Origin of the sequence: Streptococcus sp. HMSC072D05, from assembly GCF_001815805.1 — a bacterium.
GTDB lineage: Bacteria > Bacillota > Bacilli > Lactobacillales > Streptococcaceae > Streptococcus.
In genome coordinates this window covers 472,274-498,925 of the sequence record NZ_KV822038.1, presented here as the reverse complement: position 1 = coordinate 498,925, position 26,652 = coordinate 472,274, and the positions used below count along the sequence as shown (strand labels likewise).

The 26,652-nt window shown below is 40.6% G+C and carries 24 protein-coding genes; 9 read left to right on the top strand and 15 right to left on the bottom strand.

From position 1 onward, the window contains the following. Positions 1-98: 98 nt before the first annotated feature. The 4 genes from HMPREF3057_RS08250 to HMPREF3057_RS08235 all read left to right on the top strand — a co-directional run bounded on the left by HMPREF3057_RS08250 (position 99) and on the right by HMPREF3057_RS08235 (position 4,686). On the top strand, positions 99-1,142 hold the full coding sequence (locus HMPREF3057_RS08250) for a dihydrolipoamide acetyltransferase (protein WP_070697182.1): 1,044 nt from the start codon (positions 99-101) through the stop codon (positions 1,140-1,142). Positions 1,143-1,187: 45 nt separating this feature from the next. After that, positions 1,188-2,891 carry a dihydrolipoyl dehydrogenase gene (lpdA, locus tag HMPREF3057_RS08245; RefSeq protein WP_070697179.1) on the top strand — a complete coding sequence of 568 codons (1,704 nt, stop codon included), beginning with the start codon at positions 1,188-1,190 and terminating at the stop codon, positions 2,889-2,891. A 59-nt stretch (positions 2,892-2,950) separates the two neighbouring features. Further along, positions 2,951-3,940 carry a lipoate--protein ligase gene (locus HMPREF3057_RS08240; RefSeq protein WP_049484467.1) on the top strand — a complete coding sequence of 330 codons (990 nt, stop codon included), beginning with the start codon at positions 2,951-2,953 and terminating at the stop codon, positions 3,938-3,940. A 104-nt stretch (positions 3,941-4,044) separates the two neighbouring features. Continuing rightward, the gene (locus tag HMPREF3057_RS08235; protein ID WP_000890074.1) at positions 4,045-4,686 is read left to right on the top strand and encodes a hypothetical protein; all 642 of its coding nucleotides are present in this window, start codon (positions 4,045-4,047) and stop codon (positions 4,684-4,686) included. 78 nt (positions 4,687-4,764) lie between these two features. Here HMPREF3057_RS08235 and xerS read toward each other — a convergent pair whose 3' ends face one another. From xerS to ylqF, 6 genes are all read right to left on the bottom strand, one after another. After that, positions 4,765-5,835 carry a tyrosine recombinase XerS gene (gene xerS, locus HMPREF3057_RS08230; RefSeq protein ID WP_000817856.1) on the bottom strand — a complete coding sequence of 357 codons (1,071 nt, stop codon included), beginning with the start codon at positions 5,833-5,835 and terminating at the stop codon, positions 4,765-4,767. Positions 5,836-6,013: 178 nt separating this feature from the next. Then, a complete protein-coding gene (locus tag HMPREF3057_RS08225; RefSeq protein ID WP_049547147.1) occupies positions 6,014-6,451 on the bottom strand; it encodes a MepB family protein in 438 nt (145 codons plus the stop codon). A 61-nt stretch (positions 6,452-6,512) separates the two neighbouring features. Next, a complete protein-coding gene (locus HMPREF3057_RS08220) occupies positions 6,513-7,259 on the bottom strand; it encodes a CPBP family intramembrane glutamic endopeptidase (protein WP_049547148.1) in 747 nt (248 codons plus the stop codon). A gap of 51 nt (positions 7,260-7,310) precedes the next feature. Further along, positions 7,311-8,861 carry a ClC family H(+)/Cl(-) exchange transporter gene (locus tag HMPREF3057_RS08215; RefSeq protein WP_070697177.1) on the bottom strand — a complete coding sequence of 517 codons (1,551 nt, stop codon included), beginning with the start codon at positions 8,859-8,861 and terminating at the stop codon, positions 7,311-7,313. 12 nt (positions 8,862-8,873) lie between these two features. After that, positions 8,874-9,653, bottom strand: a complete 780-nt coding sequence (locus HMPREF3057_RS08210) for a ribonuclease HII (protein ID WP_049478246.1) — start codon at positions 9,651-9,653, stop codon at positions 8,874-8,876. Further along, on the bottom strand, positions 9,640-10,491 hold the full coding sequence (gene ylqF, locus HMPREF3057_RS08205; RefSeq protein ID WP_000201304.1) for a ribosome biogenesis GTPase YlqF: 852 nt from the start codon (positions 10,489-10,491) through the stop codon (positions 9,640-9,642). The genes HMPREF3057_RS08210 and ylqF overlap by 14 nt, the downstream gene beginning before the upstream one ends. A 215-nt stretch (positions 10,492-10,706) precedes the next feature. Between ylqF and mazE the strand changes: the two genes are divergently transcribed. Together mazE and HMPREF3057_RS08195 are read left to right on the top strand one after the other, a co-directional pair. After that, positions 10,707-10,922, top strand: coding sequence for a type II toxin-antitoxin system PemI/MazE family antitoxin (mazE, locus tag HMPREF3057_RS08200; RefSeq protein ID WP_001098942.1), 216 nt, complete (start codon positions 10,707-10,709; stop codon positions 10,920-10,922). Then, a complete protein-coding gene (locus tag HMPREF3057_RS08195; protein ID WP_000560808.1) occupies positions 10,906-11,262 on the top strand; it encodes a type II toxin-antitoxin system PemK/MazF family toxin in 357 nt (118 codons plus the stop codon). The genes mazE and HMPREF3057_RS08195 overlap by 17 nt, the downstream gene beginning before the upstream one ends. 33 nt (positions 11,263-11,295) lie before the next feature. Here HMPREF3057_RS08195 and HMPREF3057_RS08190 read toward each other — a convergent pair whose 3' ends face one another. The 5 genes from HMPREF3057_RS08190 to HMPREF3057_RS08170 form a co-directional block, all read right to left on the bottom strand. Then, complete coding sequence (locus tag HMPREF3057_RS08190) at positions 11,296-12,474, bottom strand: hypothetical protein (protein ID WP_070697175.1); 1,179 nt, start codon at positions 12,472-12,474, stop codon at positions 11,296-11,298. A 17-nt stretch (positions 12,475-12,491) separates the two neighbouring features. Next, positions 12,492-16,145, bottom strand: coding sequence for a helicase-exonuclease AddAB subunit AddA (gene addA, locus HMPREF3057_RS08185; protein WP_070697173.1), 3,654 nt, complete (start codon positions 16,143-16,145; stop codon positions 12,492-12,494). Further along, a complete protein-coding gene (gene rexB, locus HMPREF3057_RS08180) occupies positions 16,142-19,417 on the bottom strand; it encodes an ATP-dependent nuclease subunit B (RefSeq protein ID WP_070697171.1) in 3,276 nt (1,091 codons plus the stop codon). The genes addA and rexB overlap by 4 nt, the downstream gene beginning before the upstream one ends. A 106-nt stretch (positions 19,418-19,523) precedes the next feature. Next, positions 19,524-19,943 carry an EVE domain-containing protein gene (locus HMPREF3057_RS08175; protein ID WP_070697169.1) on the bottom strand — a complete coding sequence of 140 codons (420 nt, stop codon included), beginning with the start codon at positions 19,941-19,943 and terminating at the stop codon, positions 19,524-19,526. Further along, complete coding sequence (locus HMPREF3057_RS08170) at positions 19,936-20,397, bottom strand: MarR family winged helix-turn-helix transcriptional regulator (protein WP_070697167.1); 462 nt, start codon at positions 20,395-20,397, stop codon at positions 19,936-19,938. The genes HMPREF3057_RS08175 and HMPREF3057_RS08170 overlap by 8 nt, the downstream gene beginning before the upstream one ends. A gap of 146 nt (positions 20,398-20,543) precedes the next feature. Here HMPREF3057_RS08170 and HMPREF3057_RS08165 point away from each other — a divergent pair, with 146 nt between their 5' ends. From HMPREF3057_RS08165 to HMPREF3057_RS08155, 3 genes are all read left to right on the top strand, one after another. Beyond that, positions 20,544-21,353 carry a Cof-type HAD-IIB family hydrolase gene (locus HMPREF3057_RS08165; RefSeq protein WP_070697165.1) on the top strand — a complete coding sequence of 270 codons (810 nt, stop codon included), beginning with the start codon at positions 20,544-20,546 and terminating at the stop codon, positions 21,351-21,353. Positions 21,354-21,494: 141 nt separating this feature from the next. After that, positions 21,495-22,403, top strand: coding sequence for an ABC transporter ATP-binding protein (locus tag HMPREF3057_RS08160; RefSeq protein WP_070697163.1), 909 nt, complete (start codon positions 21,495-21,497; stop codon positions 22,401-22,403). Between the two features lie 10 nt (positions 22,404-22,413). Continuing rightward, complete coding sequence (locus HMPREF3057_RS08155) at positions 22,414-23,166, top strand: ABC transporter permease (RefSeq protein WP_070697161.1); 753 nt, start codon at positions 22,414-22,416, stop codon at positions 23,164-23,166. A gap of 38 nt (positions 23,167-23,204) precedes the next feature. On the opposite strand, the gene HMPREF3057_RS08150 is transcribed toward HMPREF3057_RS08155, so the two are convergent. From HMPREF3057_RS08150 to aguB, 4 genes are all read right to left on the bottom strand, one after another. Beyond that, complete coding sequence (locus HMPREF3057_RS08150) at positions 23,205-24,083, bottom strand: sensor histidine kinase (RefSeq protein WP_000639365.1); 879 nt, start codon at positions 24,081-24,083, stop codon at positions 23,205-23,207. Beyond that, a complete protein-coding gene (locus tag HMPREF3057_RS08145; protein WP_000146580.1) occupies positions 24,083-24,781 on the bottom strand; it encodes a response regulator transcription factor in 699 nt (232 codons plus the stop codon). Before HMPREF3057_RS08145 ends, HMPREF3057_RS08150 begins: the two co-directional genes overlap by 1 nt. 106 nt (positions 24,782-24,887) lie before the next feature. Beyond that, positions 24,888-25,625, bottom strand: coding sequence for a TraX family protein (locus HMPREF3057_RS08140; RefSeq protein WP_070697159.1), 738 nt, complete (start codon positions 25,623-25,625; stop codon positions 24,888-24,890). Positions 25,626-25,769: 144 nt separating this feature from the next. Beyond that, complete coding sequence (gene aguB, locus HMPREF3057_RS08135; RefSeq protein WP_070697157.1) at positions 25,770-26,645, bottom strand: N-carbamoylputrescine amidase; 876 nt, start codon at positions 26,643-26,645, stop codon at positions 25,770-25,772. Between the last annotated feature and the right edge of the window lie 7 nt (positions 26,646-26,652).

The window sequence follows — 26,652 nt, the reverse complement described above, 5'->3', positions numbered from 1 at the left end:
AAGATAGATTTCCTTGTGTTCATCGAACACATCGTCAATCTCCTATTTTTTCATTGCCCTCTTCGTCCTTAATATCTTAGTATAGAATTGGAGAGGTCATGGCTGATGACAAGCTAAGAGCGACTCCTGCGGCTAGAAAGTTAGCGAATGATCTAGGGATCAACCTCTACGACGTTTCTGGCTCAGGTGCAAACGGTCGTGTCCACAAAGAAGACGTGGAAACTTATAAAGACACAAATGTGGTTCGCATTTCGCCACTTGCAAAACGAATTGCCCTCGAACATAACATTGCTTGGCAGGAAATCCAAGGAACGGGTCATCGTGGTAAGATCATGAAGAAGGACGTTTTGGCCTTGCTTCCTGAAAATATCGAAAACGACACCATCAAGTCTCCTGCTCAGATTGAAAAAGTGGAAGAAGTTCCAGACAATATCACTCCTTATGGTGAGATTGAGCGTATTCCAATGACACCAATGCGTAAGGTTATCGCCCAACGCATGGTTGAATCCTACCTAACTGCGCCAACCTTCACACTCAACTATGATGTCGATATGTCAGAAATGTTGGCCCTTCGTAAGAAGGTTCTTGATCCGATTATGGAAACAACTGGTAAGAAAGTAACGGTTACAGACCTTCTTTCTCTCGCTGTTGTGAAAACATTGATGAAACACCCATACATCAACGCTTTATTGACAGAAGATGGCAAGACCATTATCACTCATAACTATGTCAACCTTGCGATGGCAGTTGGTATGGATAACGGATTGATGACACCAGTTGTCTATAATGCTGAAAAAATGAGCTTGTCAGAGTTGGTCGTTGCATTTAAAGACGTGATTGGTCGTACCTTGGATGGCAAATTGGCTCCAAGTGAGTTACAAAACTCAACCTTCACAATTAGTAACTTGGGAATGTTTGGCGTTCAGTCCTTTGGTCCGATTATTAACCAACCAAACTCAGCTATCCTCGGGGTTAGCTCAACAGTTGAAAAACCTGTAGTTGTCAATGGTGAGATTGTTATTCGACCTATCATGAGCCTAGGATTAACCATTGACCACCGTGTCGTAGATGGTATGGCTGGTGCTAAGTTTATGAAAGACTTGAAAGCCTTAATTGAGAACCCAATCTCAATGTTGGTTTAAAAATACAGTATTTATTTTTAGAGATATAGATAAAGGAAGTAAGACATGGCCTTAGAAGTAATTATGCCAAAAGCCGGCGTGGATATGACAGAAGGACAAATCGTCCAATGGAATAAGAAAGTCGGAGAATTTGTAAAAGAAGGAGAAATCCTTTTGGAAATCATGACTGACAAAGTCAGCATGGAATTGGAAGCCGAAGAAGATGGATACTTGATTGCCATCCTCAAAGGAGATGGTGAAACTGTCCCTGTAACGGAAGTCATCGGTTACCTTGGTGAAGAAGGAGAAAACATCCCAACAGCTGGTGCTGTAGCGCCAGAAGCTAGCCAGGCGCCTGCAGCTAGTGCCTCAAACGACGACGGTAAGAGTGATGACGCCTTTGATATCGTTGTGATTGGTGGAGGTCCTGCTGGTTATGTTGCAGCGATTAAAGCAGCACAACTTGGTGGTAAAGTTGCCCTTGTTGAGAAATCTGAACTCGGTGGAACCTGCTTGAATCGTGGCTGTATCCCAACTAAGACCTACCTTCACAACGCTGAAATCATCGAAAATATCGGTCATGCAGCAAATCGTGGTATCGTCATCGAAAATCCAAACTTCACTGTAGATATGGACAAACTCCTTGAAACTAAGTCTAAGGTTGTCAATACCTTGGTAGGTGGTGTTGCGGGTCTTCTTCGTAGTTACGGAGTTACTGTTCATAAGGGAATTGGTACAATCACTAAAGATAAGAATGTCTTGGTAAATGGTTCTGAATTGCTTGAAACCAAGAAAATTATCCTTGCTGGTGGTTCAAAAGTCAGCAAGATTAACGTCCCTGGTATGGAATCTCCACTTGTGATGACCAGCGATGATATTCTTGAAATGAACGAAGTTCCAGAAAGCCTCGTAATCATCGGTGGTGGGGTTGTCGGTATCGAACTCGGCCAAGCATTCATGACATTTGGTTCAAAAGTAACTGTTATCGAAATGATGGACCGTATCGTTCCAGCTATGGATGCGGAAGTGTCTAAGAATCTTCGCTTGATTTTGGAACGCAAAGGTATGACCATCTTGACAGGTACAAAATTGCAAGAAATCATCGAGGAAAATGGCCAACTTCGTATCAAGGTTGAAGGAAAAGACGATATCATCGCTAGCAAAGCTCTTCTTTCAATCGGTCGTGTGCCAGACCTTGAAGGAATTGGTGATGTTGAGTTTGAATTGGATCGTGGACGTATCAAGGTCAACGAATACATGGAAACTTCTGTTCCTGGAATCTACGCACCAGGTGACATCAACGGTACTAAGATGTTGGCGCACGCAGCCTTCCGCATGGGTGAAGTTGCCGCTGAAAATGCCCTCAAAGGAAATCATGCTGTTGCGAAACTCAACTTGACTCCTGCAGCCATTTACACTCTTCCTGAAGTAGCAGCAGTAGGTCTGACTGAAGAACAAGCCCGTGAGAAATACGATGTAGCCATCGGTAAATTCAACTTTGCTGCCAACGGACGTGCAATTGCATCAGATGCGGCTCAAGGTTTCGTAAAAGTTATTGCTGATAAGAAATACGGAGAAATCCTTGGTGTGCACATCATTGGTCCTGCAGCTGCAGAATTGATCAACGAGGCATCAAGCATCATCGAAATGGAAATCACTGTTGAGGAAATGCTGAAGACCATCCACGGACACCCAACCTACTCTGAAGTGATGTACGAAGCATTTGCAGATGTTCTAGGAATGGCCATCCATTCACCAAAGAAAAAATAAAACGAAGATAGACTAGGCTGGAAAGATGTTTTCCAGTCTCTATCGTATAAAGGGATATCATGAAATATATTATCAATCATTCAAACGACACTGCTTTTAATATCGCCTTGGAAGAATATGCCTTTAAACACCTTTTGGATGAGGATCAAATCTTCCTTCTTTGGATTAACAAACCTTCTATCATTGTTGGTCGTCACCAGAATACTATCGAAGAAATCAACCGTGACTATGTTCGAGAAAATGGTATTGAGGTAGTCCGCCGTATCAGTGGTGGCGGAGCTGTTTATCACGATCTAAACAACCTCAACTACACCATCATTTCAAAAGAAGATGAAAACAAGGCCTTTGACTTCAAGAGCTTCTCAACTCCAGTTATCAATACCTTAGCTCAACTAGGCGTCAAAGCTGAGTTCACAGGCCGTAATGACCTTGAGATTGATGGAAAAAAATTCTGTGGCAATGCCCAAGCCTATATCAATGGGCGTATCATGCACCACGGTTGCTTGCTCTTTGACGTTGATTTGTCAGTCCTTGCTAATGCCCTCAAGGTTTCAAAAGACAAATTTGAATCAAAAGGTGTGAAATCCGTTCGTGCCCGTGTAACCAATATTGTCAATGAATTACCTGAAAAAATCACAGTTGAAGAATTCCGTGATTTGCTATTGGAATACATGAAAAAAGAGTACCCAGAGATGACTGAATACGTCTTTTCAGAAGAAGAAATGGCGGAAATCAATCGCATTAAGGATACAAAGTTCGGTACTTGGGACTGGAACTACGGTAAATCACCTGAATTTAACGTTCGTCGGGGAACAAAATTCACTAGTGGAAAGGTTGAAGTTTTTGCCAACGTCATTGAATCAAAAATCCAAGATATCAAGATTTATGGTGACTTCTTTGGTATCGAAGACGTTGCAGCTGTAGAAGATGTCCTTCGTGGCGTAAAATATGAACGCGAAGATGTTCTTAAGGCACTAGAAACTATTGACATCACACGCTACTTCGCTGGTATCAGCCGTGAAGAAATCGCTGAAGCGGTAGTGGGGTAAGGAAAAAGAATCCATTTATGATGGATTCTTTTATTAGGGTTAAACTTAATAATCATGCTGATTAGATTATAATAGTGATGAAAAATGAAAAGGAGTTATTCATTATGTTAGAAATTCCAGTAGAAAGTCTTAATCTATTTGAACAGTTAGACCGCAATGTTGTTGCTTTTTATAGAAATGAAGAAATTTCTCAAACTGAAAGTTTAAATATAAGCATCACACAAGAACATTATGATAAGAAATACAAAGAGCTTCAACCTTTAGGATACCAAGCTGTTCAAATACCTCTGGGAATGGCTTTAGATAATGTAATCCAGCAAGCCCATTTTCAAAATCTTATAATTGGCGGTCTTCTCCCCGATGAAATCAAAGTAAACAAAGGGGACTTAATGTCTTTGAAGGACATTGTTGATAGTTTTTGTATTATGTTTGCTGCAGCAAATAACCGACTTGAAAATAGTAAGGCTTATGAATTTATGAAAGATAAGACAGTGTTCTTTATTGGTAAACTGTTAACTGACGATCTTAAAAATGGTGACGAAATTTCGTATATGGGAATCGAAAGAGAATCAGCTGATGGTACTTCTTATGAAGCAGTAAAATGTTTTCTAACTAAAGAGAGTGCTGAGCAGTACAATGATTCAAAAAAACCAGTAAGCCCAGCAAATCTAGCCTATCTGCAAGCCTTTTGGGGTAAACCAGTAATTATAGAGCCTCACCGTAACTACTGGATTGAGTTTAAATAAATAAAAAACGAAAGATAAAGGAATTGGTCTTTCGTTTTTTAGCAATAGTTGCTTTACATAATTTATAATATGTAACAATCATAAACTATCTAAAGCATTCTTTTGTTCATCATTGACGATATGGGTATAGAGGTCAGTGACTTGTGTACTGGCATGTCCTAGCTGATGGCTGACCAAAACTTGCGATTTAGTAGCATCATAGAGCCTAGTCGCCAGGGTATGGCGTAGTTTGTGTGGAGTTACACGGACTTTGAAGTCCTCAGAGTACTTAGCAACCATCTTTTCAACACTAGAAGCATCAATACGATTGGGAACGCCTCGATATAAGGTCAAAAAGAGAGCTGTATCTGTCTTTTCCGTCTTATAGCGTTGATTTCGAATGGCTAGATAATTCTCTAGGTAAGGCTTAGCAAAAGCAGCGACATTGACAGAATCACGTTTCCCCCCTTTTCGAGTGACATCGATCACCATCATTTTGAGATTGAGGTCTCTTAGATCTAGATTAACAGCTTCAGATAAGCGGACACCAGACGCTAGGAGAAGGGCAATAATGGCCAAATCACGTTCTTTGTTCTTATTAAATGATGAGAGAGCGCGATTTGAGAGCTGTTGTGGGTACTCCTGATCGATATAAGTTAGAAAACCTTCTGTTTCATCACCTAGAAAGAGTTTTTGCTTGATGTTTTCAGCTCTAGCAGCAAGTGTTTCTTTCTTTTTCTTGGTTGAAACTTTCTTCATTACATTACGATAGAAATAGGGTTCTCCCAGGTCGTTTTCAACCTCCTCTGTTAGATACTTGTAAAGACTAGAAAGTGCTGATAAGGTCCGATTGATGGTCGTCTGAGATACACCTTGCTTGGTTGTATTAGCATTCAGCAATGGACGTTCACGTAGATATAGGATAAAAGCTTCCATATCTTTCTTAGACATATTTTCCAAGACAGATAAAGGAATATCAGACATTTTATCAGCATTTGAAATTCCAGACTCTAAAACCCAGCTGAAAAATCGATCGTATTCCTTGAGATATTCGTACAAGGTTGTAAAACTGTAGGGCACAGCAAGCTTGGATTGGTAGTATTCCAGAACATACCAGGGCATGATTTGTTTTAGTTTGTCGATTCGTTCCAGTAAAATCTCACGTTTCATGTATTTTCTCCATAATTAAGTCTACTAGTAGTATAGCATAGACTCATATATTTTTCAAGAAAATTATAGTTTTTCGGAAAGATGTTATAAGTGTTTGATGGATTCTAGAAAAAACAAAGACCTGGTTCCACAATCATAAGAAACAGGTCTTTTGTGTGTATGTAATCCGGCAATATGTTTATATTTCAATTTCTCTAAAATATTGCAATTGCCATTTTTGTGTTGCTCGAGCTGTTGTATTTAAATTTGAGCACCAAGGAGGATAAAATCGCATAGACATTTTTCCATTGCTATCTTTTGTCGACAGAATGTTTTTACGAATAGCCACCTCGTTTGGAATAATGAATAGTCCCCTCTTATCATTATCAATGATAACGATTATAAGTTCATTTCCTAAGTCCTCATTGGTATAAGGAATGTTCTTGTTGTTTTGGTCTTTTTTCCAAAAAACTGTAAAATATCCTTCTTTTTTTGGTGTTCTTTTTGCCAAGCGGCATCTTTTATACCCTTGCTCTTCCTTTATCTTGATAAGAATACCTTCGTATTTTTCATTGTATTTTTCTTCAATGAAATCAAAATCACCATAAAAATTATATAAAACATCGAGTATTTTCATTATGATGTATGTCCTCCTTAGCAAATAACTTTTCCAAAGAATAATACTGTTTCCAACAAAATCAGCTACCGACTCTATGCACATCTTTTTTATGTATTACCATATAGCAGGATACCAAGATGATGAAGATTTTAAGCAGGTAGGTTTCGGATCGATTAGTGTCTATGGTTAGCTGAGACAAGACATTAATGATCGAATGTGTCATAACGCAAATCCAGAGATTCTTTGTTTTGTTATAAAGAGCTGAGAGTATGAAAGAATTCGTCAGCAATCCAAATAAAAACGGTAGAATTTGCAGAGTTGCTAGGGAACCATCTATGTAAAAGAACAACAGATGCCAAAGCGCCCAGCTGAAAAAGGTTAGGATTGTTGAGTAAAAATATGGCAACTTTTCTTGTAAAATTGGTTGAAAAACATATCGCCATCCAATCTCTTCTATACCGCCAAAAACAATAAATTTGAAGAACATCAAAAATGGGAGATACCAGCTAAATTCTACTATTTGCCCACCAAACATTAGAAAAGAAAAATCAAGGACAATAAGGAAGAAAGATAATAAATAGTGTTTATAACTGGTATGAATGTTAAAAAAATCGTTAACGATCTTCTTAAAAGGAATATGAAAATAGTGATTTGCAACAATGATTCCCCAAAGTGCTGAAGAAATGCCACCTAGAATGATTCCTAAAATAGTTAATAGATTGGACTGAACAGAAAAATGATTCAAGAGAAAGAAAAGGAGACAAACTGATACTAACTGGCTAAATGTGCCTAGCAAATATACTGCAATTGCCTTATTTCTTTTCATAGAGAATCCTTTCAATTATATTTTACGTAAAATAAATTATGTAAACAGAACTTATAACAACAAATCTTTGACTTTTCCAATTTCACTTTTTGGAATAACTAGGTGAATCATATCACCCAGATACATTCTAGTTGAGCCGTTAACTGTTTGGCTCTTGCCATTATGGACTTGGGTGGTAATGAGTACGTTATGTGGCAAGTTGAGTTCGTGAACCTGTTTTCCAGCGATTTTGTCAGACACAGGGATTTCTATGAGGGTGACTTCTCCTTCGTCTGTTGCTTCTTCTGGCAGCATTTTTTCTAGCATGGCCTCATAGACTGGTGCTCCCTTGAGCAAATCCATGACGATGTAGGCGACCAAGGTCACTAAGCCCAGTGGCATGAGGTTGCGAATATCTCCAACCATCTCAGTTACGAGGATCATGGCAGTTAAGGGAGCCTTGGAAATTGCCCCAAAGTAGCCACTCATTCCCAGAATGACAAATATAGGGAATTGCTCCTGACTAACAAGCCCAAGGTTGACACAAATGACACCAACTAGGGCACCAAGTAAGGAACCAAGCGCCAAAATGGGTAGGAAAATTCCTCCTGGGAGGCCACTTCCATAACTAATCATACTCCAAACAAAGCGGATCAAAAAGTAAGCTAATAGAACTTGGAAACTAAAATTTTGCTCAGTTAGGGAAAGAACCAGCTGATTTCCACCACCAAGGATTTGTGGCAAGAAAATCCCGACTGGTATGATAAGGATAAAGGCTAGGATTGGATAATAAGCTTTATCCAAATGAATTTTTTGACCAATCCAGTCATAAATTCGACCAACATTGAGTACAGCTTTCTCATAGAGAAAACTAGAAAGCCCGAGAAAAACTCCCATAAGGAGGTATATCCAATACTGGTCTAGGGTCATGAGAGGAATGTTATCTGGCATATCCAGCACAGGTGTTAGGCCAAATATGAGTAGTGAGACAAAGTTTGCTACGAGACTGGCTGCTAGAGTTGAGACCCAGAAAAAGCGTGAAAAATGATGATAGACTTCCTCTACAACAAAGAGGAGACCTGCAATCGGTGCATTAAAGGCAGCGGCTAAGCCTGCGGCAGCACCACTGGCAATCAGGGAGCGTTCCTCTACCGGACTGGATTTGAGCCACTTGGCAATACCTTTTCCACCAACTGCTCCAAGTTGAATACTTGGCCCTTCCCGACCTAGCATAAGGCCACTGGCAATAGCAAGAATACCTAGAATATATTTTTTCCAGAGGACACTCCACCAGTTAAGAGTCATTAGTCCCTTTAATTCGGCTTCGACTTGAGGAATTCCTGAACCCTTGATATCTTTTTCTGATCGAGTTAGTTTCGCACTAAGCCAGCAAACGATTAAATAAAATAGACCAATGATAAAAAGATTGCGCACTAGGTGCGCTTGATCTTGATAGAGGCCTTGTATCAGATGAAAACCCTTTTCGATTAAGAAACGAAAAGATCCGACGATTAGCCCGACGACGAGACCAACAATGATTCCTCGTCCAACTTGGGATAATATGGTGCTTGAGGCAAAGGCAAATTCTTTCTTGGAACTGAGTGTTTCTGACTGTTCCTCCATAATCATTTCCTCTTACTTGTCTTTCTTAGTTGAAACCAGTGTTTTGACTGGTTCAAAACTGGTTCGGTGAATTGGGGTGACACCTAGTTTTTCCAGTCCTTCTAGATGTTTAGCTGTTCCGTATCCTGCATTAGCTGTAAAATCATATCCAGGATATTGCTGATCATAGTCCTTCATCAATTCATCCCGTGTCACCTTGGCCACTATAGATGCAGCTGCGATCGAGAGAGAGTTTGCATCTCCTTTGATGATTGCTGTTTGAGAAATCGGCAACTCCAGTTTCATGGCATCTATCAAGAGGTGCTCAGGTTGCGGACTGAGCTGGGAGATCGCTTCTTTCATGGCTAGTTTGGTTGCTTCATAGATATTGACTTGGTCAATGACTTGATTATCCATGATACCAATCCCGATTGATAAAGCTTGGTCTTGAACGGCTTGATAAATATCCAAATGTTTCTTTTTTGGGATTTTTTTGCTATCGTTGAGACCTCTGATTTTACAATTTTTTGGTAAGATTACCGCTGCAGCGACTACAGGTCCAGCAAGAGGACCGCGGCCGACCTCATCAACACCTGCAATTAGGCTCAATCCTTGCTTATACAGTTCTTTTTCATAGGAAAGCATAGTTTCTAGGCGAAGGTCTTCATCCAGTTCAGCCTGAATGGCTTTTTTACGCTTGTTGATTTCCTTTTGAACTCCAGAACGAGGATCTTTTTCCAGTTCAGGAAAAAGGGGATTGTCTAATTCTTTGACAGTGGCAAGAAGGTCTTTGATTTCTTTAATCGTCGTCATCGATGTCATCCAATGTATCTAAGGTATAGTTACCGAGCTTTCCATCACGGACTTCCTTTACAAAGAGGCTGTAAAAGCGGTCGTAGTCGTCTCGGAAACCAAGGGCACGTGTCATATCCATGATGATAACAGGTGCTTCTTCTTCTATCTTCATTTGTTTGAAGCGTTCAGCTAGCTTTTCTGGATAATGTTTTTTGAAATAATCAAGACCAAAAATGGTCACTTCATCCATAGGAAGCAACTGGTCTTTAATGGCTCCAGTCAAGGCTAGTTTCAAAGCAACGGTTTCGTCTTCAAATTTAGGCCAGAGAATCCCTGGTGTGTCTAAAATTTCAAGGTCTTTATTGGTTTTAAGCCATTGTTGCCCCTTGGTAACACCTGGTTTATTGCCTACAACCGCAATCTTTTTCCCAGCCAAACGGTTCATGAGAGTTGACTTACCGGCATTTGGAATTCCGATAATCATGGTCCGCAAGGTTTCGATCTTGATACCTCGTTCTTTCTGGCGTGCAATCTTATCAGCCATGAGCTTTTTAGCGGCATCAGTAACAACTTTTACAGTCACTTGCTCTTTGGAGTTGATAGCCAGAGTTTGGATTCCCTGTGATTCAAAATACTGACGCCATTCTTTGGTCATTGCGGGGTCAGCCAGATCTGCCTTATTCAAAATCAAAAGCTTTGGTTTATCCCCAACAATCTTAGTTAACATAGGATTTTGACTAGATAAAGGTAGCCTAGCATCCACCAAAATCGTCACAAAATCAACAAATTTTAAATTCTCCTGAACTTGCCGCCGAGCCTTAGACATGTGACCCGGAAACCATTGAATAGTAGCCATAATATTTTCCCCTTCCGACTAAAAAAAACGTAGTAAAAACGTTTTCTTTCTTACTACCTATTCTATCATAAATGAGGAACTTTTGCACAGGCTTTGACCACAATAAATGACAAATAGTATAGGTGCGAAACATCCTTGATGCCAGTCAGGATTTACTTGACTTTTTTTGCTAACAGGTATATACTTAGTGTATACTAATTCGTGGAGGTAGAGCAATGAATACAGTAAAGACTCGGAAGGTAGGGAATTCTCTCACTGTGACCATTCCTAAAAATTTAGGTATGACAGAAGGTCAAGAAATGGTTGTCTACAAAGGGATTGACGGAGTCATTGTCTTAGCTCCAAAACTGAAAGATCCTTTTGATGGGATTACTGATTTGAGAATGACAAATGATTTTGAAGGGGTAAGATCACTTGATAGCGAAATCTGAGTATATTCCTGAAAAGCAGGATATCATTTGGCTGGACTTTGATCCATCAGTCGGTCGGGAGATTCAGAAAAGGCGACCTGCCTTGGTAGTTTCTAGGAGAGAATATGCCTTGCAAACTGGATTTGTGGCTGTCTGTCCTATCACTCACGGCCAACGTCGTTTGGCAGAAAAAGGCTTGCTCGTTCCTGTCTCATCGGACAAGGTAGATGGCGCTGTCAATCCATTTCAACTGTATACCTTTGATTTTCGGATGCGTAATGCTCAAAAAATAACAAGAATGGACACACAATGTTTTCAGAAAGTCGTCCAACTTTACCAGTACATCTTCGGAGATACATAAATCCTACCATGCATAGACAAGGTAGGATTTTTTCTATATGAGTAACCTATCTAAAAACGGATGAAGGCAATTTGTTAAAATTCCTCTAATCCAGCTTTCTTGTGCTGATGATAGATGTTCTGCCTGAAGGCATTCTTTTAGAAAATCGCGGACTTGTTCTGGTGCAATTTCAAACTCAAAGGCTCTCATCTTGTAGAAAAAATCGATGAGATGCTCAGATAAGTATTCATCTGAAAAGAGTACTTCTCCACTTTTTCGATATTCTAATAGAAGCCGAGAAAATCTAGCTTTTTCATCAGGCAAATCCCGAAAATAGGAATTAAGAAGCCAAGTCTGCTTCTGCTTTCGTTCAATAGGATCTTGATTTGCAATCCGCTGATCCTTTTCCAGCTCTTTCTGGTTTTGTTTAGCCTTGATAGCCCGTTCTTCTCTATTTTTTCCAAAGAGGATTTTTTCCCATTTTCGTTCTTCTTGGGTCAAGGTTTCTGTAAAGCCAAAGTAATCTTGATAGGCTCGTTCTGCAGGTCCCATGGCAAGAATGAGATTGTCAGCGTATTGCTTGGCGATTTTATCTCTCTTCTTGCGTTCTTTCTCTGCTTGAATCCGTAGATGCTGCTCGTAGTCGATTTTCTCCTTGCCTAGTTTGACAAGGTAGAGTTGGTCATCGGTCTTACCAAGTAGAAAAGGTTTGATACACTTTTCCAGCACTTCTTCCATACGAGCCTTCTTCTTTGGATCTGCCTTGGTCCAACTTCCGCCTAGAAAGACCTCTAGGAAGAGCTGATAGTCTCTCTCAGGCGCGAATTGATTGCCACGATTGGCTTTGAAAACACCTTTTTCCCAAAACCATTTTAGAAGTTTTTCGTCAAAATCGCTTTTATTGATATTGATTTTTTCCTTTTTCTGGGCCTTTCTGGTTAGGTTTTCAACTTTTCTGAGTAGTCTTTCTTCCTCTTCCAGTTGCTGATCGAGGCTAATACGATGAAAATGGCGAACACAGTCGCTTCCTATAGGGAAGAGACGTTGGCCTGTAACTCCGTTAAAGAGTTCGTAGGTGTATTTTATGGCGTTCCCGCAGACACAATTACTACGGCCAATGCCATTAAAAATCAAGGAAACTTCATTCCATTCCTTGGTAGCTTGATCCCAAGTATCGGCTTTTGAAGCCTGTAAAACCGCATCGTGCAAGGATTTTCTAACTGGAAGTGGCATGAGGTCTCCTTTCTAGATTATACTTTTAAAACTTGAACATCGTCTTTGCCGAGTAAAATCAAGTATTTTTCAATATTTTCAATCGAATAGGCTCGAGATAAGGCCTCTCCGTATAGGGCTAACTGACCACGGTAGCGGTCTATGAGTTGACTTGGTTGATCATAACGGTCAGTCTTGTAGTCAAAAAGAACGATGCGATCCTCATAAAGCAGATAGCCATCCAAGATCCCACGGACAACGAAGTCTTCTTGACTCTTCTGGTCCCGCTTGAGCATAGAAAAAGGTTGCTCGCGATAGAGATGGCCGGTATTAGCGAGAATTTCCTGACCAAGTGGTGTTTCAAAGAAGGCGAGAATTTTAGAAAGATTGATCTTGTCTCTTACAGCTGGACTAGTCTGAACTTGTTTGAGAGTATCTTTCAGGCTAGCAAGTGTTGGTCGCTGACTAAGGTCAATTCTCTGCATGAGTTCGTGAGTGGCACTACCAATCTCAGCTCCAGTTACCTTTTCTTTAGTTGAAAAATCTGGTAAATCGAAGCTGATTTGCTTCTCTGTTGATTTGGTTTGGTTAGCAATTTGTACCCCTTCCATATCCATTACTGGTTCGTAGAATTTCTTGATTTGGCTAGGAGTTTGGACGCTAGGAAGTTCAATAGCCGCACGGTGAAGAGTATTATAGACTTCTACTTCTTTTAGCATTTCCAGAGCTTCTTTGATAGTTTCTGACTGGCGATTGTCTGCTTGAGAACTATCTTGTAGAGGGCTCTTGTTTTCCAATTCTCCGATAGCTTCTCTGGTCAGCTGGTCTTCACCAACAAAACGATAGCTAAAGTTGAGATGGTCTTTGGCAAATACTTTAGTGATCGCCCAGATCCAATCTTGGAAATTCTTGGCTTGAAGTCTGGTATGTTTATCGAGTTTTCCGTTTTCAGATCTTGGATACTCCTTGGCTTCTAGCTTTTCACGAGAGCCCTTACCGACAAGATAGAGCTTTTTCTCAGCCCGTGTCATAGCAACATACAGTAGACGCATTTGCTCAGAATAGCTAGCCAGTTGTAGCTCTTCTTCATTTTGCGTATAAGTGAGGCTAGGAATGGAGAGTTTAATGGTTTTCGGATAGTGGGCTTCTACTGCTCCTGTTTCCACCTTGGCAATGTATTTGACACCAAGCCCATTTTTACGACTGAGAATAACGTCTGACATCGAGTCTTGCTTATTGAAGTCCTGATCCATGTTGAGGATAAAGACATAAGGAAACTCCAAACCTTTACTCTTGTGAATGGTCATGAGTTCCACTGCATCTTTAGGCGGTGCGACGGCTACACTTGCAAGATCATGCTGTGCTTCCAAAACCTGGTCAATCATACGAATAAAACGAGACAAGCCCTTGAAATTACTCTTTTCAAACTGGTCTGCTCTCAAAGCTAAAGCATAGAGATTGGCTTGTTTGGCAGGACCGTTAGGCAAAGCTCCGACATAATCATAGTAAAAACGATCGTTGTATATCTTCCAAATCAGGTCATAAAGGGAGTTGGTTTTGGCATATAAGCGCCAAGAATCCAAAATATCCATGAATTGATTTAGTTTTTCCTCTAAAGGTTTGTGAATTAACTCTTTCTGCTCAGCTGTTTGTTTTTGAGCATGAAGCAGTTTCTCATAAAGATTCTCTTGTACTTTATCAGCTGCTTTTTGAAGGGACAAACGTGCCAGCTCGTCCTCATCGAAGCTAAACATTGGAGACTTCATAAGGGCAACCAAGGCATAGTCTTGGAGAGGATTGTGGATGACACGAAGGGTATCCAACATGACTTGCACTTCTAGGGATTGGAGGTAATTGTTTTGCTCTCCGTCGGTTTTAACTGGAATTCCGTACTCTGACAGGGCGAGGAGAATCTGGTCATTTCGACTGCGGCTAGAGGTCAAAAGGGCTATTTCTTTGAAAGCAACACCTTTTTCCTGATGAAGCTTCAGGATTTCCTTGATGACCAGACGCATTTCCCCAGTGAGTTTAGTTTCTGTTTGGCTCTCTTCCTCCTCTTGCCCGCTGTCGTCCTTATCGTAGAGGAGAAATTCTGCCTTGTTGTCTGGATTGGGAGTTAGTTTGCTATTGGCAAAAACAAGCTGGTGCATGCTGTCATAGTTGATTTCTCCAATCTCTTGGTCCATGAGTCGTTCAAAGACATGGTTGGTTGCAGATAGCACTTCCGAACTACTACGAAAATTTTCCTTGAGGAGAATCAACTTGCCTTCTTGAGGATTATGCGCATAGCGTTGGAATTTTTCATTGAAAATCTGCGGATCTGCCTGACGGAAACGGTAGATAGACTGCTTGATATCTCCAACCATAAAGCGATTGTGACCATTCGACAGCAACTCCAGCATCCGTTCTTGAATGTGGTTGGTATCCTGATACTCATCGACCATGACTTCGTGGAATCGTTCCTGATAAGCCTTGCGGACTTGTGGGAAATTCTCTAGAATTTCAATGGTGTAATGGCTGATATCAGCGAATTCAAAGGCATTCTCCTGGCGTTTACGTTCACGATAGGCCTCCACAAAATCACTCATAAATGTTTGGAAGGTTTTAGATAACTCCCAGGTGTCTCCATGATAACGCTCTTGATAGTCGAGAATGGTTATCTGGTCTGACAGTTGTCCTAGTTTAGCAAACTGGGCCTTTCTCTCATCGTTATAGGCATCAGCCAGTGGCTTCAAATCGGCCTTACGACTAGAATTAGCTAGAGCTCGACCATTCTTTTCTTTCGATATTGCGACAACACGCGTAAGCACTGCTTGATAAGCCTGGCTATCGGACTCTTGATTTATGGAGCTAATTTGATCCAGAACCTGTTGAACAGCTTCTAAATAGGTAGCTTTGGGAAACTCCTTGGCATCATTATCCAGATGATAACGGAAAAAGATTTCCAAATCCCAAAGCGCCTGCTTGATTTTCTCAGTTAGTTTTTCTTTTTCACTAGCAAAATCAGCTTCTTCAAACCCTTTGAGGAACGAGTCACTAAGCCATTTTTGAGGATTACTAGTGGATTGAAGGAAATCATAAATTTTGTAGACTTGCTGGCGCAGACCTCTTTCATCCTTGCCACGCCCAGCAAAGTTCTTGACCAATCGACTAAAGCTCTCTTTATTTTCACCTTGGTAATGATCTTCAAAAAACTGATGAAAAACTTCGTTCTTTAAGAGTAACTGTTCACTTTCATTTTGCAGAATACGGAAGTTCGGTGCGATATCAATCAGATAGCCATGTTTTCCTAGGAATTTTTGTGTGAAGGAGTCCATGGTTCCGATGGCAGCGTTTGGCAGGTCTGCCAACTGGCGTCCCAAGTGTTGTTTGAGATCGACATCAACGGTTTCTTGGATTTGCTGGCTGATTTTTTTCTCCAAGCGTTCCTTGAGTTCAGTAGCAGCCTTGACGGTAAAGGTCGAGATAAAGAGTTGACTGATTTCTACACCACGGGCTAATTGGTCCAGAATGCGCTCTGCCATGACAAAGGTTTTCCCTGAACCAGCAGACGCTGAGACTAGGATATTTTGCCCAGCAGTATAAATGGCTTCGATTTGCTCGGCTGTTTTCTTCTGTTCCTTGTTCGAACTCGCTTCTGCTTCTTGCAATTTTTGAATTTCTTCCTCAATTAAAAAGGAAATGGGCTTCATCGATTCAACTCCTCTCTCATTTTTTCAAACCAAGCTTGCTTGAGTTTTTCTCCGACCAGTCGTTTGCCATCGGCTAGGTCTAACTTTTCTAGGAAACGAGCTTGACCAAAATGGTAATTAGCTTCAAATCCTGTAATGGCTTGATGTTGTTGAACGTATGGGGCAATACTTCTTCCGTTCTCTGTGTATGGATTGATGGCGAACTGACCTTGTAAAATCTTCTCAGCTGCCTTCTTGTAAAGATGGGCATTATAGTCTAGTAAGAGCTGGAATTCCTCGCCTGTCAGCTGATTGGCCTTGTTTTTATTGTAAAATTCGCCTAAATGACTACTTTCTTTCTCTAAAAAGAGGCCTTGATATTTCATAGACTTGCTGGCTTCTACTACCGCTCCTGCCAAACTCTTAACGGTCAAGAGAGATTGGACTGATTCAGCCATTTCCAAGTACATGGCACCGAAAAAGTTCTGCTCCCCTTCTCTTTTTAGGGCAGCAAGATAGGTGGGCAGTTGGGAATTAAGCCCATTAAAGAAATGAGGAAACTGGAACTGAGTAAGACTAGACTTGTAGTCTACCACTCCTAACGCTCCATCAGCTTTCAGGCGGTCAATACGGTCAACCTTGCCTCGCACATGGACACTGCGACCATTATCCAACTGGATAAAGGCCTGATCCTTGCCACCAAATGTTGCCTCCTCTTGGATGGTTTCGACGGCTGGATTATGACGAAGGATGTGGCCCGTAGTTCGCGCGACATCAAGTAGAACTTCCTTGGTAAACTGGGCTTCCAAACTTTCCTGATAAATGGCTTCAAATTCGCGTTCTTGACTGGTTTCTTGGATAGCTTGTTCCAGACGTTTGTCAAACGGATTTTCAGCAGGCAGTTTCAAGGCACGCTCAAAAATACGGTGCAAGAAATTCCCGTGACTGCGAGCATCTGGGCGCAGGCGTAATTCTTCCTGCAAACCAAGGACATAACGGAGGAAATAACTGTATTCATTGCGGTAAAATTCTGTCAAACCAGAGGTAGACAGGTAAAACTCTTTGTCAGCAGGATAGAGAGCCTGCAAGGTATCCTTTGCTAATGGCTTGCTACTTGGACTAGTTGGGAGTGCAGGATTTGTAAGACCTTTCTGATCAAGTTTTTTCCCCATGACACGCGCCAAGACAGTGACAAAAGTTAAATCTTGTTCATTTACACTAGAATCCGCTTGCTGATGATAAGCAACCAGACTGGACAAGAGACTGTGATAAGAACCCATATCTTCTTTACTAAGATTTTTATGGTTCATTCTCTTTTCTCTTCGGCTAAATCCAAAACTCACCAGTTCATGAAGATAGACAGATTCCTTACTCTCATTTTCATTGAAAAGACTTGGAGCGGATAACACCAACTGCTTACGGGCAGCATTGACTAAAGAAAGCATGGTATAACGATTTTTCTTGAGGTTTTCACTGCTTGCAATCAGCAATTGTGCTCCCTCCTCTGTCGCTTGGTTTAGGCTTTGTCTCTCTTCGTCTGTCAAAAGGCTAGTATTTTGCGCAATTTTTGGTAAATGATCCTGAGTCAGTCCAATGGCATAGACAAAGTCAGCGGTCAGAGGTGCAATCAGATCGTAACTCTGCACCAGAACAGTGTCCACTGTCGCTGGAATAGTGCGATACTGAGATAAACTCATTCCAGAGTGGAGTAAGGATAGGAAGTCCTCCAGACTCACTTGTGAACCATCAAAAACGGTCGCAAATTGTTCTAAAACATGACAGAAAGCTTTCCAAACTTCAGCTTGTCTTTCCTGCTCTAGGACTTCCATAGTGGATGTTAAAGCTTGCATCTGCTTGCTTAAAGCAGCGTTTTTTAGAAAAGCACTCCACTTTTGCAAGAGATTTTCAGCCTTCTGTTTCCGACTGGCAAACAAGGTTTCAAGTGGCGCCAAAACTCGCAGACGAATGGCATTCAAACGTTCCAAATCAAATTTTCCATGGTGGGATTTTGTGAAGATTTGCTGAAAGGCTGACAAGCCATTGATACCAAGATAGCGGAGGTATTGCTCAAAGGCATCGATATCAGCTTGACTGAGGTCAGTATACAAGCCTGTTCTGAGAAGATTAATCAAATCCTCCTGACGGAAACGGTAGCGTTTTAAACGTAAAATTGACTCCACATACTGGGTCAAGGGATGATGAGCCATGGATTCGCTTCTACCAAGATAGAATGGAATCTGGTACTGGTCAAAAATGGTCTTTAAGGATAACTGATAAGAAGCCACATCACCCAAGAGAATACGAAAATGCTTGTAACTCAGTTCTGGATGGTCATGTAATTTCTGACGAATGCTACGCGCTACTAACTCCAACTCTTCCTTTTGCGTCAAGCAAGACCAGATTTGCAGGTTTTCCCTGTCTTTCTCATCGATATCCAAGGTGAGTTCTGAAAAGTCATAAGAAGACTCCAGCAAACGAGAGGCCTTGTCAAAACTATCCATTTTCTCATGAGTCTGAGAACGATCCTGAGCAGGTGTTTGGTATTTTGTCCCCAAATGATGAAGAAATTCCACACTGGCTTGATAGAGATTCCCTTCAGTGAACGGACTGATATAGGCTTTCTTGCTTGCATAAGCCCCAATAACAATCTCAACACCTTTTCGATGGAGCAGATCCACCACATGCTCTTCCTCAGCAGAAAAACGGGTAAAACCGTCAATGACCAGAGCAAGCTGACTAAAATCACTACCTACCTTGTCATTCTCAATAGCCTCAATCAAATGGGACAACTGACTTCCCTGAGCCAACTGACCTTGATTGAGATAGGCTGTTACTTTCTCAAAAATCAAGAGTAAATCTGCTCGTTTATCCTCATCCGTCAAACTTTCCAAGTCCAAAAAGCTCATCTGAGCAGTCGTCATCTCATGATAAAGTTCAACCAACTGCTGGATAAATTGAGGATCTTGTTTAATCGCACCATAAACACGTAAATCCTTGGAATCGAGTTCCGCAAGGCACTTATAAAAAGCCATCCCAAGACCAATATCATCAAGACTGGTCTTGGCAGGCAAATCATTTAAAACCAGATAACGAGCCATTTGAGCGAAACGCGTGACGGTAATCGCAAAAGAAGCCTGCTGGGACAAGCATTCCAGCACGGCGCGTTCCTTTTCAAAAGAAAGAGAGTTGGGGGCGATGTAGAAGACCCGCTTGCCTGCAGCAACTAGCTCTTCTGCCTCTCTCGTTAAAATTTCAGTCAAAGAAGTCCGAATATCAGTATAAAGTAATTTCATCTCAGCCTCGTTTGCTTTATCAAAGTTTCTTACTCTATTATAGCAAAGTTCGTTTCACAGTCCAAATCCAAAATTCTAGTTGACAATCATTTAATTAGCAAATCAATCATGCTTCATCATCCACTTTCATATGCTGAAAGATATAGAGAAAAAAGTCTTTGGAAACTTCAAAATGTCCATAACGAAGTCGAGAAGTATAGTCTCTCCATTCAGGATGCTGTCTGGCTATTTCTATGGAGCAATCTTTGACTGGTTGATAATACTCAACATTTCGTCTAAAGGGAAAGAATCCTTCAAACTGCTCTACTTGATAGGCTTTGTCATCTGTAATTTTACCTACGGCCACAAAAACCTGTAACTTATCTTGACCATTTATATCGTATTTTGGGCTATAGTATAAAAGATAGTCACCTTTTTTCATACGGTTTAAGGGGCCGCCCTTTCCATGACAGACCTGGCAAAAATTCCCTTCAACTCCTCTTAAAACATGGTTCTTCGAAACAACTCCGACCCAATATCTAGGCATTTTTATCCTCCAACTCTACTAACAAACGATTAAAACTTTCTCTATCTTCAGAAAGTTTATCAAAAAATTCTTCATCAATCCCTTCTACTAAAGGTAAAGCTTGATTGACCTTCTCCGCGCCAGACTTCGTCACTGAGACAAGTTTTGCCCGACTATCCTTTGGGTGTTGGTCGCGTCTAATGTAGTCTTTCTTCTCCAGTAGCCTAACAATCTGGGAAACCGTCATGACATCCATACCAGTGAACCGAGCAATATCAACTTGCGTTACATATTCCTCTCTATTAGACAGAAACAAAAGCGAAGTCAAAACGATAAATTGGGGCAAAGTGAGGCCATCCGATTTCAAGACTCTTTTTAAATTGCTTTCCCACTTGTTGTAGACTTTGATGAAAAGAAGGCCTGTAGATTCTGTTTCATCATTTTTGTAAATTGAATTAAAGTGATACTTTGACATTATTTCTCCTTAAATATTAAGTATACATATTATATAAGATTTTATTTTCTTTTTCAAGAAAAGGAAAGTCAAATGTTACTATTCTGTCAGACATTTCATAGTCTATATGCTATAATAAAAGCAAAACACCTAGAAAAGGAAGTCTTATGATTAAACTACTAGCCTTGGATATGGACGGAACCCTCCTTAACGAAGCCAAGGAAATCCCACAAGCCCACATCACTGCCATTCACCAAGCCATTGAAAAAGGTGTCAAACTGGTTCTCTGTACAGGTCGCCCGCTTTTCGGTGTCCTTCCTTACTACAAAAAACTGGGACTGGACCTTCAGAATGAGTATGTCATCGTCAATAACGGTTGTTCAACCCATCAGACCAGTGACTGGAGTCTAGTGGACTGGCAAGAACTCAGTCCAGCTGACATCGAATACCTCTATGACCTAGCAGAAAAAAGCGACGTCCAGTTGACTCTTTTTGATGAGAAACATTATTTTGTTCTCGGTGGCAAGCCTAATCAAATTGTTCAAAATGATGCCAAGCTAGTCTTTTCAGACCTAACTGAAATTTCCCTTGAGGAAGCCACCAGTGGTAAGTACCGTATGTTTCAGGGGATGTTTTTAGGCACCAAAGAGCAAACAGACGATTTTGAGCAGCGGTTTGCGACAGAACTCTGTCAACGATTTAGCGGTGTTCGTTCGCAGCCTGTCATTTATGAAGCCATGCCACTTGGAACAACAAAGGCTACTGCTCTTTCACGTCTAGCTCAGATTTTGAAGATTGATTCCTCAGAAATCATGGCCATGGGCGATGCCAATAACGATATCGAAATGCTTCAGTTTGCAGGCCTCGGCATTGCTATGGGAAATGCCAGCGATTATGTCAAATCCCTTGCTAATGACGTTACAGCCAGCAATGAAGAAGACGGCGTTGCGCGTGCCATTGAGAAGTATATTTTATAATTGAGAAGCCCAGTTCATATCAACTGGGTTTTGTTTTTTTTAGAATTACAAAACTTTAGAAACTCTTTAGAATTACTTGAGCTTTCTTTGATTTCTATAGCTTATACTAAAGTTAGAAAAATAAATCAAAAGGAGAAAATCATGAAAACAGTACTCGAAATTCATGGACTGACCAAACAATTCGGTCAACAAGCTATTCTTCAAGATCTTAGTCTAAGCATAAAAGAGGGAGATATTTATGGACTAATCGGAAAAAATGGAGCAGGAAAAACTACTCTTATCAAAATCATTACACAATTATTATTTTCGGACAAAGGTACAGTTTCCCTCTTTTCTAGTCAAGAACAAAATGAGTGGACCAAGTCTCTATCTCGAGTCGGTTCAGTTATCGAATCGCCTGTAGCCCATAATCACTTAACAGCATACCAGAATCTGAAATATTATTGTATGATACGTCATATTCCAAATGCTGATAAGGTGATTCATGAGACCTTGGACTATGTTGGCTTGTCAGATACAGGGAAAAAAGTCTTTCGTGATTTCTCACTAGGAATGAAACAAAGACTTGGCATTGCCATTGCCCTCCTATCCAAACCTGATTTCCTGATTCTTGATGAACCCATTAACGGTCTCGACCCAATTGGGATCAAAGAATTTCGTCTCATGATCCAGCGACTCAATCAAGAAAAAGGCATAACTATCCTCATTTCTAGCCATATCTTGTCAGAACTCTATCTCTTAGCTAATCGCTTTGGTATTCTGGATCAAGGTAAAATTATCCGTGAAATCAGCAAAGCGGAATTTGAAACACTGAGTGAGGATTATATTGTGCTTAAAACAAGCGGCAAAGAAAGAGCTTGTCAGGTATTGAAAGAACAAATCCAACTCCAGTTCAAGGTTGTGAACCCTGAAAATGAAATCCATATCTTTGGTAATGAACAAGATGTCAAACAGATTCTTAAGCAACTAACTTTGTCCGATGTTGCTATTGATGAGATTTACTTTGCCCGTCAAAACCTAGAAGAATACTTCACCCAATTGGTAGAATAGGAGAAAAATCATGATACATACTATTCAAGCAGATTTTTACCGTCTTTTCCGCTCCAAAGGATTCTGGATTACAGAATTCATTCTCTTTGTACTTATGTTACTGGGTGCTACTATTGGCGCTACAGGACATCTAATGACAGTTCAAACAGCACCACCTGAGACTCCTACCCATGGTTGGAATGGGATAGAAGCTCTAATCAACGCGTCAAATAACGGCTCAAACCTCGTTTTCCTCTGTATTATTCTAGTATGTTTAGTTCTTGGGGTCGATCTAATCGGCAAGCTCTATAAAAATAGTTTGACAGTCGGCGTTTCTCGTACAGAATTTTTCCTTGCTAAATTCTTTGTACTAGCAAGTATCGCTCTCTTACAACTCATCACCAGTCTTGTGATTGCCTTTATTCCCGCGACTCTACTAAATGGACTTGGTACGATACCTGATGGTTTTGTTACTAATCTCCTCTTGACGATTTCCCTTCAATTTCTCTGCCTTCTAGCTTGGCTTTCGATTGTCTCCTTTATTCTCTACCTAACTCATTCTTATCTTGCCGTATTTATTGGTTATCTGATTAGCTCTATTGTCGTTTCTATTCCAATTCTTGTTTTCCCAGACATTGAAATTCTACGATATTTAATTCTAGATTTTGCCTATGCTATGACTACTAATAGTCAAGCTATTCTCTATACCATCACGGTTTGCGTAACAGTCATACTTTTCTTCTCTTTCAGTGGACTGATTATTTTCAAGAAGAAAAGCTTATAAAAAGGACCTCCTCTAGGATATAGAGGAGGTTTCTTCTGTTAAAGATAAATAAAGACTGAAAACCATTCTCCATCAGTGGCTAGCTTAATTTCCGCTCCAAGAAGATGAACTAATTCCTCGGTAATATAGAGACCTAAACCAGAGGATTCTTCAGTATCTGACATATTTTCAGAATAAAAACGATTGCTGAGATTGTCAATATTCTTGATAGATTTTTTGACAAGATTATCAATTTCCAAAACAAGCCTATTGTCTTCCTTCTTCAAAGAAAGTCGAGCCTTCTCCTTGCCGTGCTTGAGAACATTTCCAAGGAGGTTTTGTATAATTCGATCAAGCAAGTCCTCATCAGTCGTCGTTTTCAATCCTGGTTCAACATTAAAATCAAGAACAATCTGTGAAGATTGAAAAACGTCGTAATAAGCTAAAGTCTTTTTCGTTATAAAAGTTGATAAATCAAGTTCTTCCAGTTTCGGTTTGACTGCTCCTTCCATCAAATGACGGTATTCGAGGAGAGCCTCCAACCGTTTGGAAACCAAATCCTGATGATGGGCTATTTTATTTAAGGTTTCTGAACTATTATCGGGGTGTTTTATTAGTTGCTGAGTATATCCTGATGCGATTGTCAAAGGTGTCCGAATATCATGAGCAATGTTACTGATTGCCATATCTAGGGTGCGTTTTTCACGCTTCATGATTAGCTGGTTTTGCTCCACTTCTTGAAATAGATTCTCAATTTGGTTATGTAGATGCAAAATGGTCTTTGAAAAGAAATTTACCCCGATCCTCTTCATGCTACCAGAGCGAATCTTTTCTTCTATTTGTCTGCTTAAATCTCTAATTGCTATATGATAGCGAATCAAAGAAATCGCCAAAATGATGTTAATGAGGAGTAATATTGATATCAAAATGTAAATCATTACTTGTCTCCTTTTAATCGAACACCAACTCCCCAAATGGTTTCGATGTACTCATGATTTGGATCTAGTTGGTGCAGTTTTTTACGGAGATTGCTTAGATGAGTGTTGAGCGTATTGTCTCCAGGCAGGTAACTTTCTTCCCAAATCAATTCATAGAGTTCTTCTTTGGTGAAGATTTTTTTAGGATGCTGGAGCAACATTTGGAGAATCTGACACTCCTTCTTTGCAAGGCGAATGGTTTCAGTTGTGCTACTTATTTCAAAACTATCCGCATCGAACTGGATATTTTTAAAGTTTTGTACGAGGTTATCAATTTCTCTTCGATCTTCTGACTGATGTTCACCACTTTGGCGTAATTGCACGGTGACTCTGGCAAAGACTTCGTCCAAATCAAAAGGTTTTACTACATAATCATTGGCACCATCTAAGAGATATTGGCTGATGAGCTTTTTATCACCCAAAGCAGTAAGCATGATGACCGGAGTCTGACTAGTTTGTCGAATAGCTTGCAAGACTTGGTCGCCATTTTTCCCAGGGAGCATGATATCTAGCAAAACGAGATCGATGCCACCTTTATCAAATTGCATGATACCTTCTGTCCCAGAAAATGCTTGAATCACCTCGTGTTCCTCTGCAAGAAGGGTTCTTAAAATTTCCTGGATTTCATTATTATCTTCAACTACAAGTATGCTCGCCATAAACCTCGTCCTTTCTAAAACTATTATAACATGTTTTGTTGGGAATTCCAGATACAGAAAAGCTCCTCTCGCATTTTAAGCAAGAAGGAGCTAATGAATATTGAATCTACTTAACCAAATAAGCAATCAGGGTAATAATCCATAAATGAGCTGGGTAGAAAATATAAAAGAAAAATTTACTCCAACTAGTTTCTTTCCCTCGCTGTCCATTATACAAGGCCATAAAAGGAAATACGGTGATAAAGAGCCAGTCAGAATTGAAAAGCATCATTTCCAGTGTTTGGTACCATGTGTCGTATATTTGGATGGAAGTCACTAACAAGAAGGCCCACAGAAAAGCATAAAGGAGATTTCGCAATCCCTTACAATTTCGGCAAGAGTAACTAATCAAGAGAAATGGCAGCATGGTGATACCACCCTCAGTAAAAAGACAACCGAAAATCAAGAGACCAGCAACCCCAATCCGACGCCACAACTTCTCCTTTTTATCCAGCGCTTTGCTGGGAAAACCAAGCCAAAGCATGGTGACACCGATGGCCAAAGTCAAGAAAATATTATTAGTAACCATTACACCCTTAGAGGCAAACAGAGTATTGAGAAGGCTATTTCCAGCAAACATGATCAGCGCCCAACTCCAAAGACGGATGAGGTAGTTTTTCAAATTTCGAGTATGGATGAAGCCTTCCATAGCCATATAGGCAAACCAAACTCCGACACAACGGGTCAAGGCGTGAAAGATACCTTCCCACAAAGGAGAAACGATTCCGGTGATATGAGGGATATGGTCCAGAACCATTACTGCCGCCATCAGATACTTCAACTGCGTTGCATTCCATTTTTTCATAATAAACCTCTTTCTTTTTGATCTACATAGAGTATAGCATACATTTCCACGTATAATCGTACACCCATCTTACATTTAAAAAGCCTATCTTACATTTTTGTAAGACAGGCGTGAATATTAAATGTTTATTATGAAATTTACCTTCTAGTCCGTAATTCGTTGGTACATTTCGGGTCTTCTATCACGAAACAGTCCCCAATTTAGGCGCTCGCTTGCTCCCTTATCAAGGTCATAAGTTGCTAACAGAACAGCTTCTCCTTGTCTTTCAGCTCTCTCTAGAATAGCTCCTGTTTCATCCGTCATAAAGGAGGAACCGTAGAAGTCAAGACTGGAACTCTGTCCACCATTTTCCTCACTAGGAGTGACTTCTTCCAAGCCATAGCGATTGGCTGCAATAACTGGGACAATATTAGCTGCTGCGTGCCCTTGCATGGTACGTTGCCAGTGACCACAACTGTCCGTATCTAAGATAGGCTCTGAACCAATGGCTGTAGGATAAAAGAGCAATTCAGCACCATTCAAAGCAAGACAGCGCGCTGTTTCAGGAAACCATTGATCCCAACAGATACCAATCCCAATCTTAGCGTAGCGAGTATCCCAGACCTTGAAGCCAGTGTTGCCAGGCGTAAAATAAAACTTTTCTTGATAATAATGGTCATCTGGTATGTGGGTCTTCCGATAGACGCCCAGCACTTCTCCATCAGCATCAATGACGGCGATTGAGTTATACAAGACATTGCCATCTTTTTCATAGAAACTGATCGGTAAAACAACCTGTAATTCCTTAGCAAGCACTTTAAAATGCTGAATGGCTGTATTTTCTGTCACTGACTGGCCATACTGGTAGTAGTCATACTGGCGTTCCTGGCAGAAATAGGGACGTTCAAATAATTCAGGCAAGAGAATGATTTGTGCGCCTTGGTCTGCAGCCTGACGTACTAAACGCTCTGCGGTTTGGATATTTGTTGCCACATCCTTGGCACATTGCATCTGGATCGCTGCAACTCTAACATTTCTCATCTTTTTC

Coding starts and splice junctions, on each gene's coding strand:
- HMPREF3057_RS08250 (WP_070697182.1), top strand. CDS start 99: ATGGCTGATGACAAGCTAAGAGCGACTCCTGCGGCTAGAAAGTTAGCG.
- lpdA (WP_070697179.1), top strand. CDS start 1,188: ATGGCCTTAGAAGTAATTATGCCAAAAGCCGGCGTGGATATGACAGAA.
- HMPREF3057_RS08240 (WP_049484467.1), top strand. CDS start 2,951: ATGAAATATATTATCAATCATTCAAACGACACTGCTTTTAATATCGCC.
- HMPREF3057_RS08235 (WP_000890074.1), top strand. CDS start 4,045: ATGTTAGAAATTCCAGTAGAAAGTCTTAATCTATTTGAACAGTTAGAC.
- xerS (WP_000817856.1), bottom strand. CDS start 5,835: ATGAAACGTGAGATTTTACTGGAACGAATCGACAAACTAAAACAAATC.
- HMPREF3057_RS08225 (WP_049547147.1), bottom strand. CDS start 6,451: ATGAAAATACTCGATGTTTTATATAATTTTTATGGTGATTTTGATTTC.
- HMPREF3057_RS08220 (WP_049547148.1), bottom strand. CDS start 7,259: ATGAAAAGAAATAAGGCAATTGCAGTATATTTGCTAGGCACATTTAGC.
- HMPREF3057_RS08215 (WP_070697177.1), bottom strand. CDS start 8,861: ATGGAGGAACAGTCAGAAACACTCAGTTCCAAGAAAGAATTTGCCTTT.
- HMPREF3057_RS08210 (WP_049478246.1), bottom strand. CDS start 9,653: ATGACGACGATTAAAGAAATCAAAGACCTTCTTGCCACTGTCAAAGAA.
- ylqF (WP_000201304.1), bottom strand. CDS start 10,491: ATGGCTACTATTCAATGGTTTCCGGGTCACATGTCTAAGGCTCGGCGG.
- mazE (WP_001098942.1), top strand. CDS start 10,707: ATGAATACAGTAAAGACTCGGAAGGTAGGGAATTCTCTCACTGTGACC.
- HMPREF3057_RS08190 (WP_070697175.1), bottom strand. CDS start 12,474: ATGCCACTTCCAGTTAGAAAATCCTTGCACGATGCGGTTTTACAGGCT.
- addA (WP_070697173.1), bottom strand. CDS start 16,145: ATGAAGCCCATTTCCTTTTTAATTGAGGAAGAAATTCAAAAATTGCAA.
- rexB (WP_070697171.1), bottom strand. CDS start 19,417: ATGAAATTACTTTATACTGATATTCGGACTTCTTTGACTGAAATTTTA.
- HMPREF3057_RS08175 (WP_070697169.1), bottom strand. CDS start 19,943: ATGCCTAGATATTGGGTCGGAGTTGTTTCGAAGAACCATGTTTTAAGA.
- HMPREF3057_RS08170 (WP_070697167.1), bottom strand. CDS start 20,397: ATGTCAAAGTATCACTTTAATTCAATTTACAAAAATGATGAAACAGAA.
- HMPREF3057_RS08165 (WP_070697165.1), top strand. CDS start 20,544: ATGATTAAACTACTAGCCTTGGATATGGACGGAACCCTCCTTAACGAA.
- HMPREF3057_RS08160 (WP_070697163.1), top strand. CDS start 21,495: ATGAAAACAGTACTCGAAATTCATGGACTGACCAAACAATTCGGTCAA.
- HMPREF3057_RS08155 (WP_070697161.1), top strand. CDS start 22,414: ATGATACATACTATTCAAGCAGATTTTTACCGTCTTTTCCGCTCCAAA.
- HMPREF3057_RS08150 (WP_000639365.1), bottom strand. CDS start 24,083: ATGATTTACATTTTGATATCAATATTACTCCTCATTAACATCATTTTG.
- HMPREF3057_RS08145 (WP_000146580.1), bottom strand. CDS start 24,781: ATGGCGAGCATACTTGTAGTTGAAGATAATAATGAAATCCAGGAAATT.
- HMPREF3057_RS08140 (WP_070697159.1), bottom strand. CDS start 25,625: ATGAAAAAATGGAATGCAACGCAGTTGAAGTATCTGATGGCGGCAGTA.
- aguB (WP_070697157.1), bottom strand. CDS start 26,645: ATGAGAAATGTTAGAGTTGCAGCGATCCAGATGCAATGTGCCAAGGAT.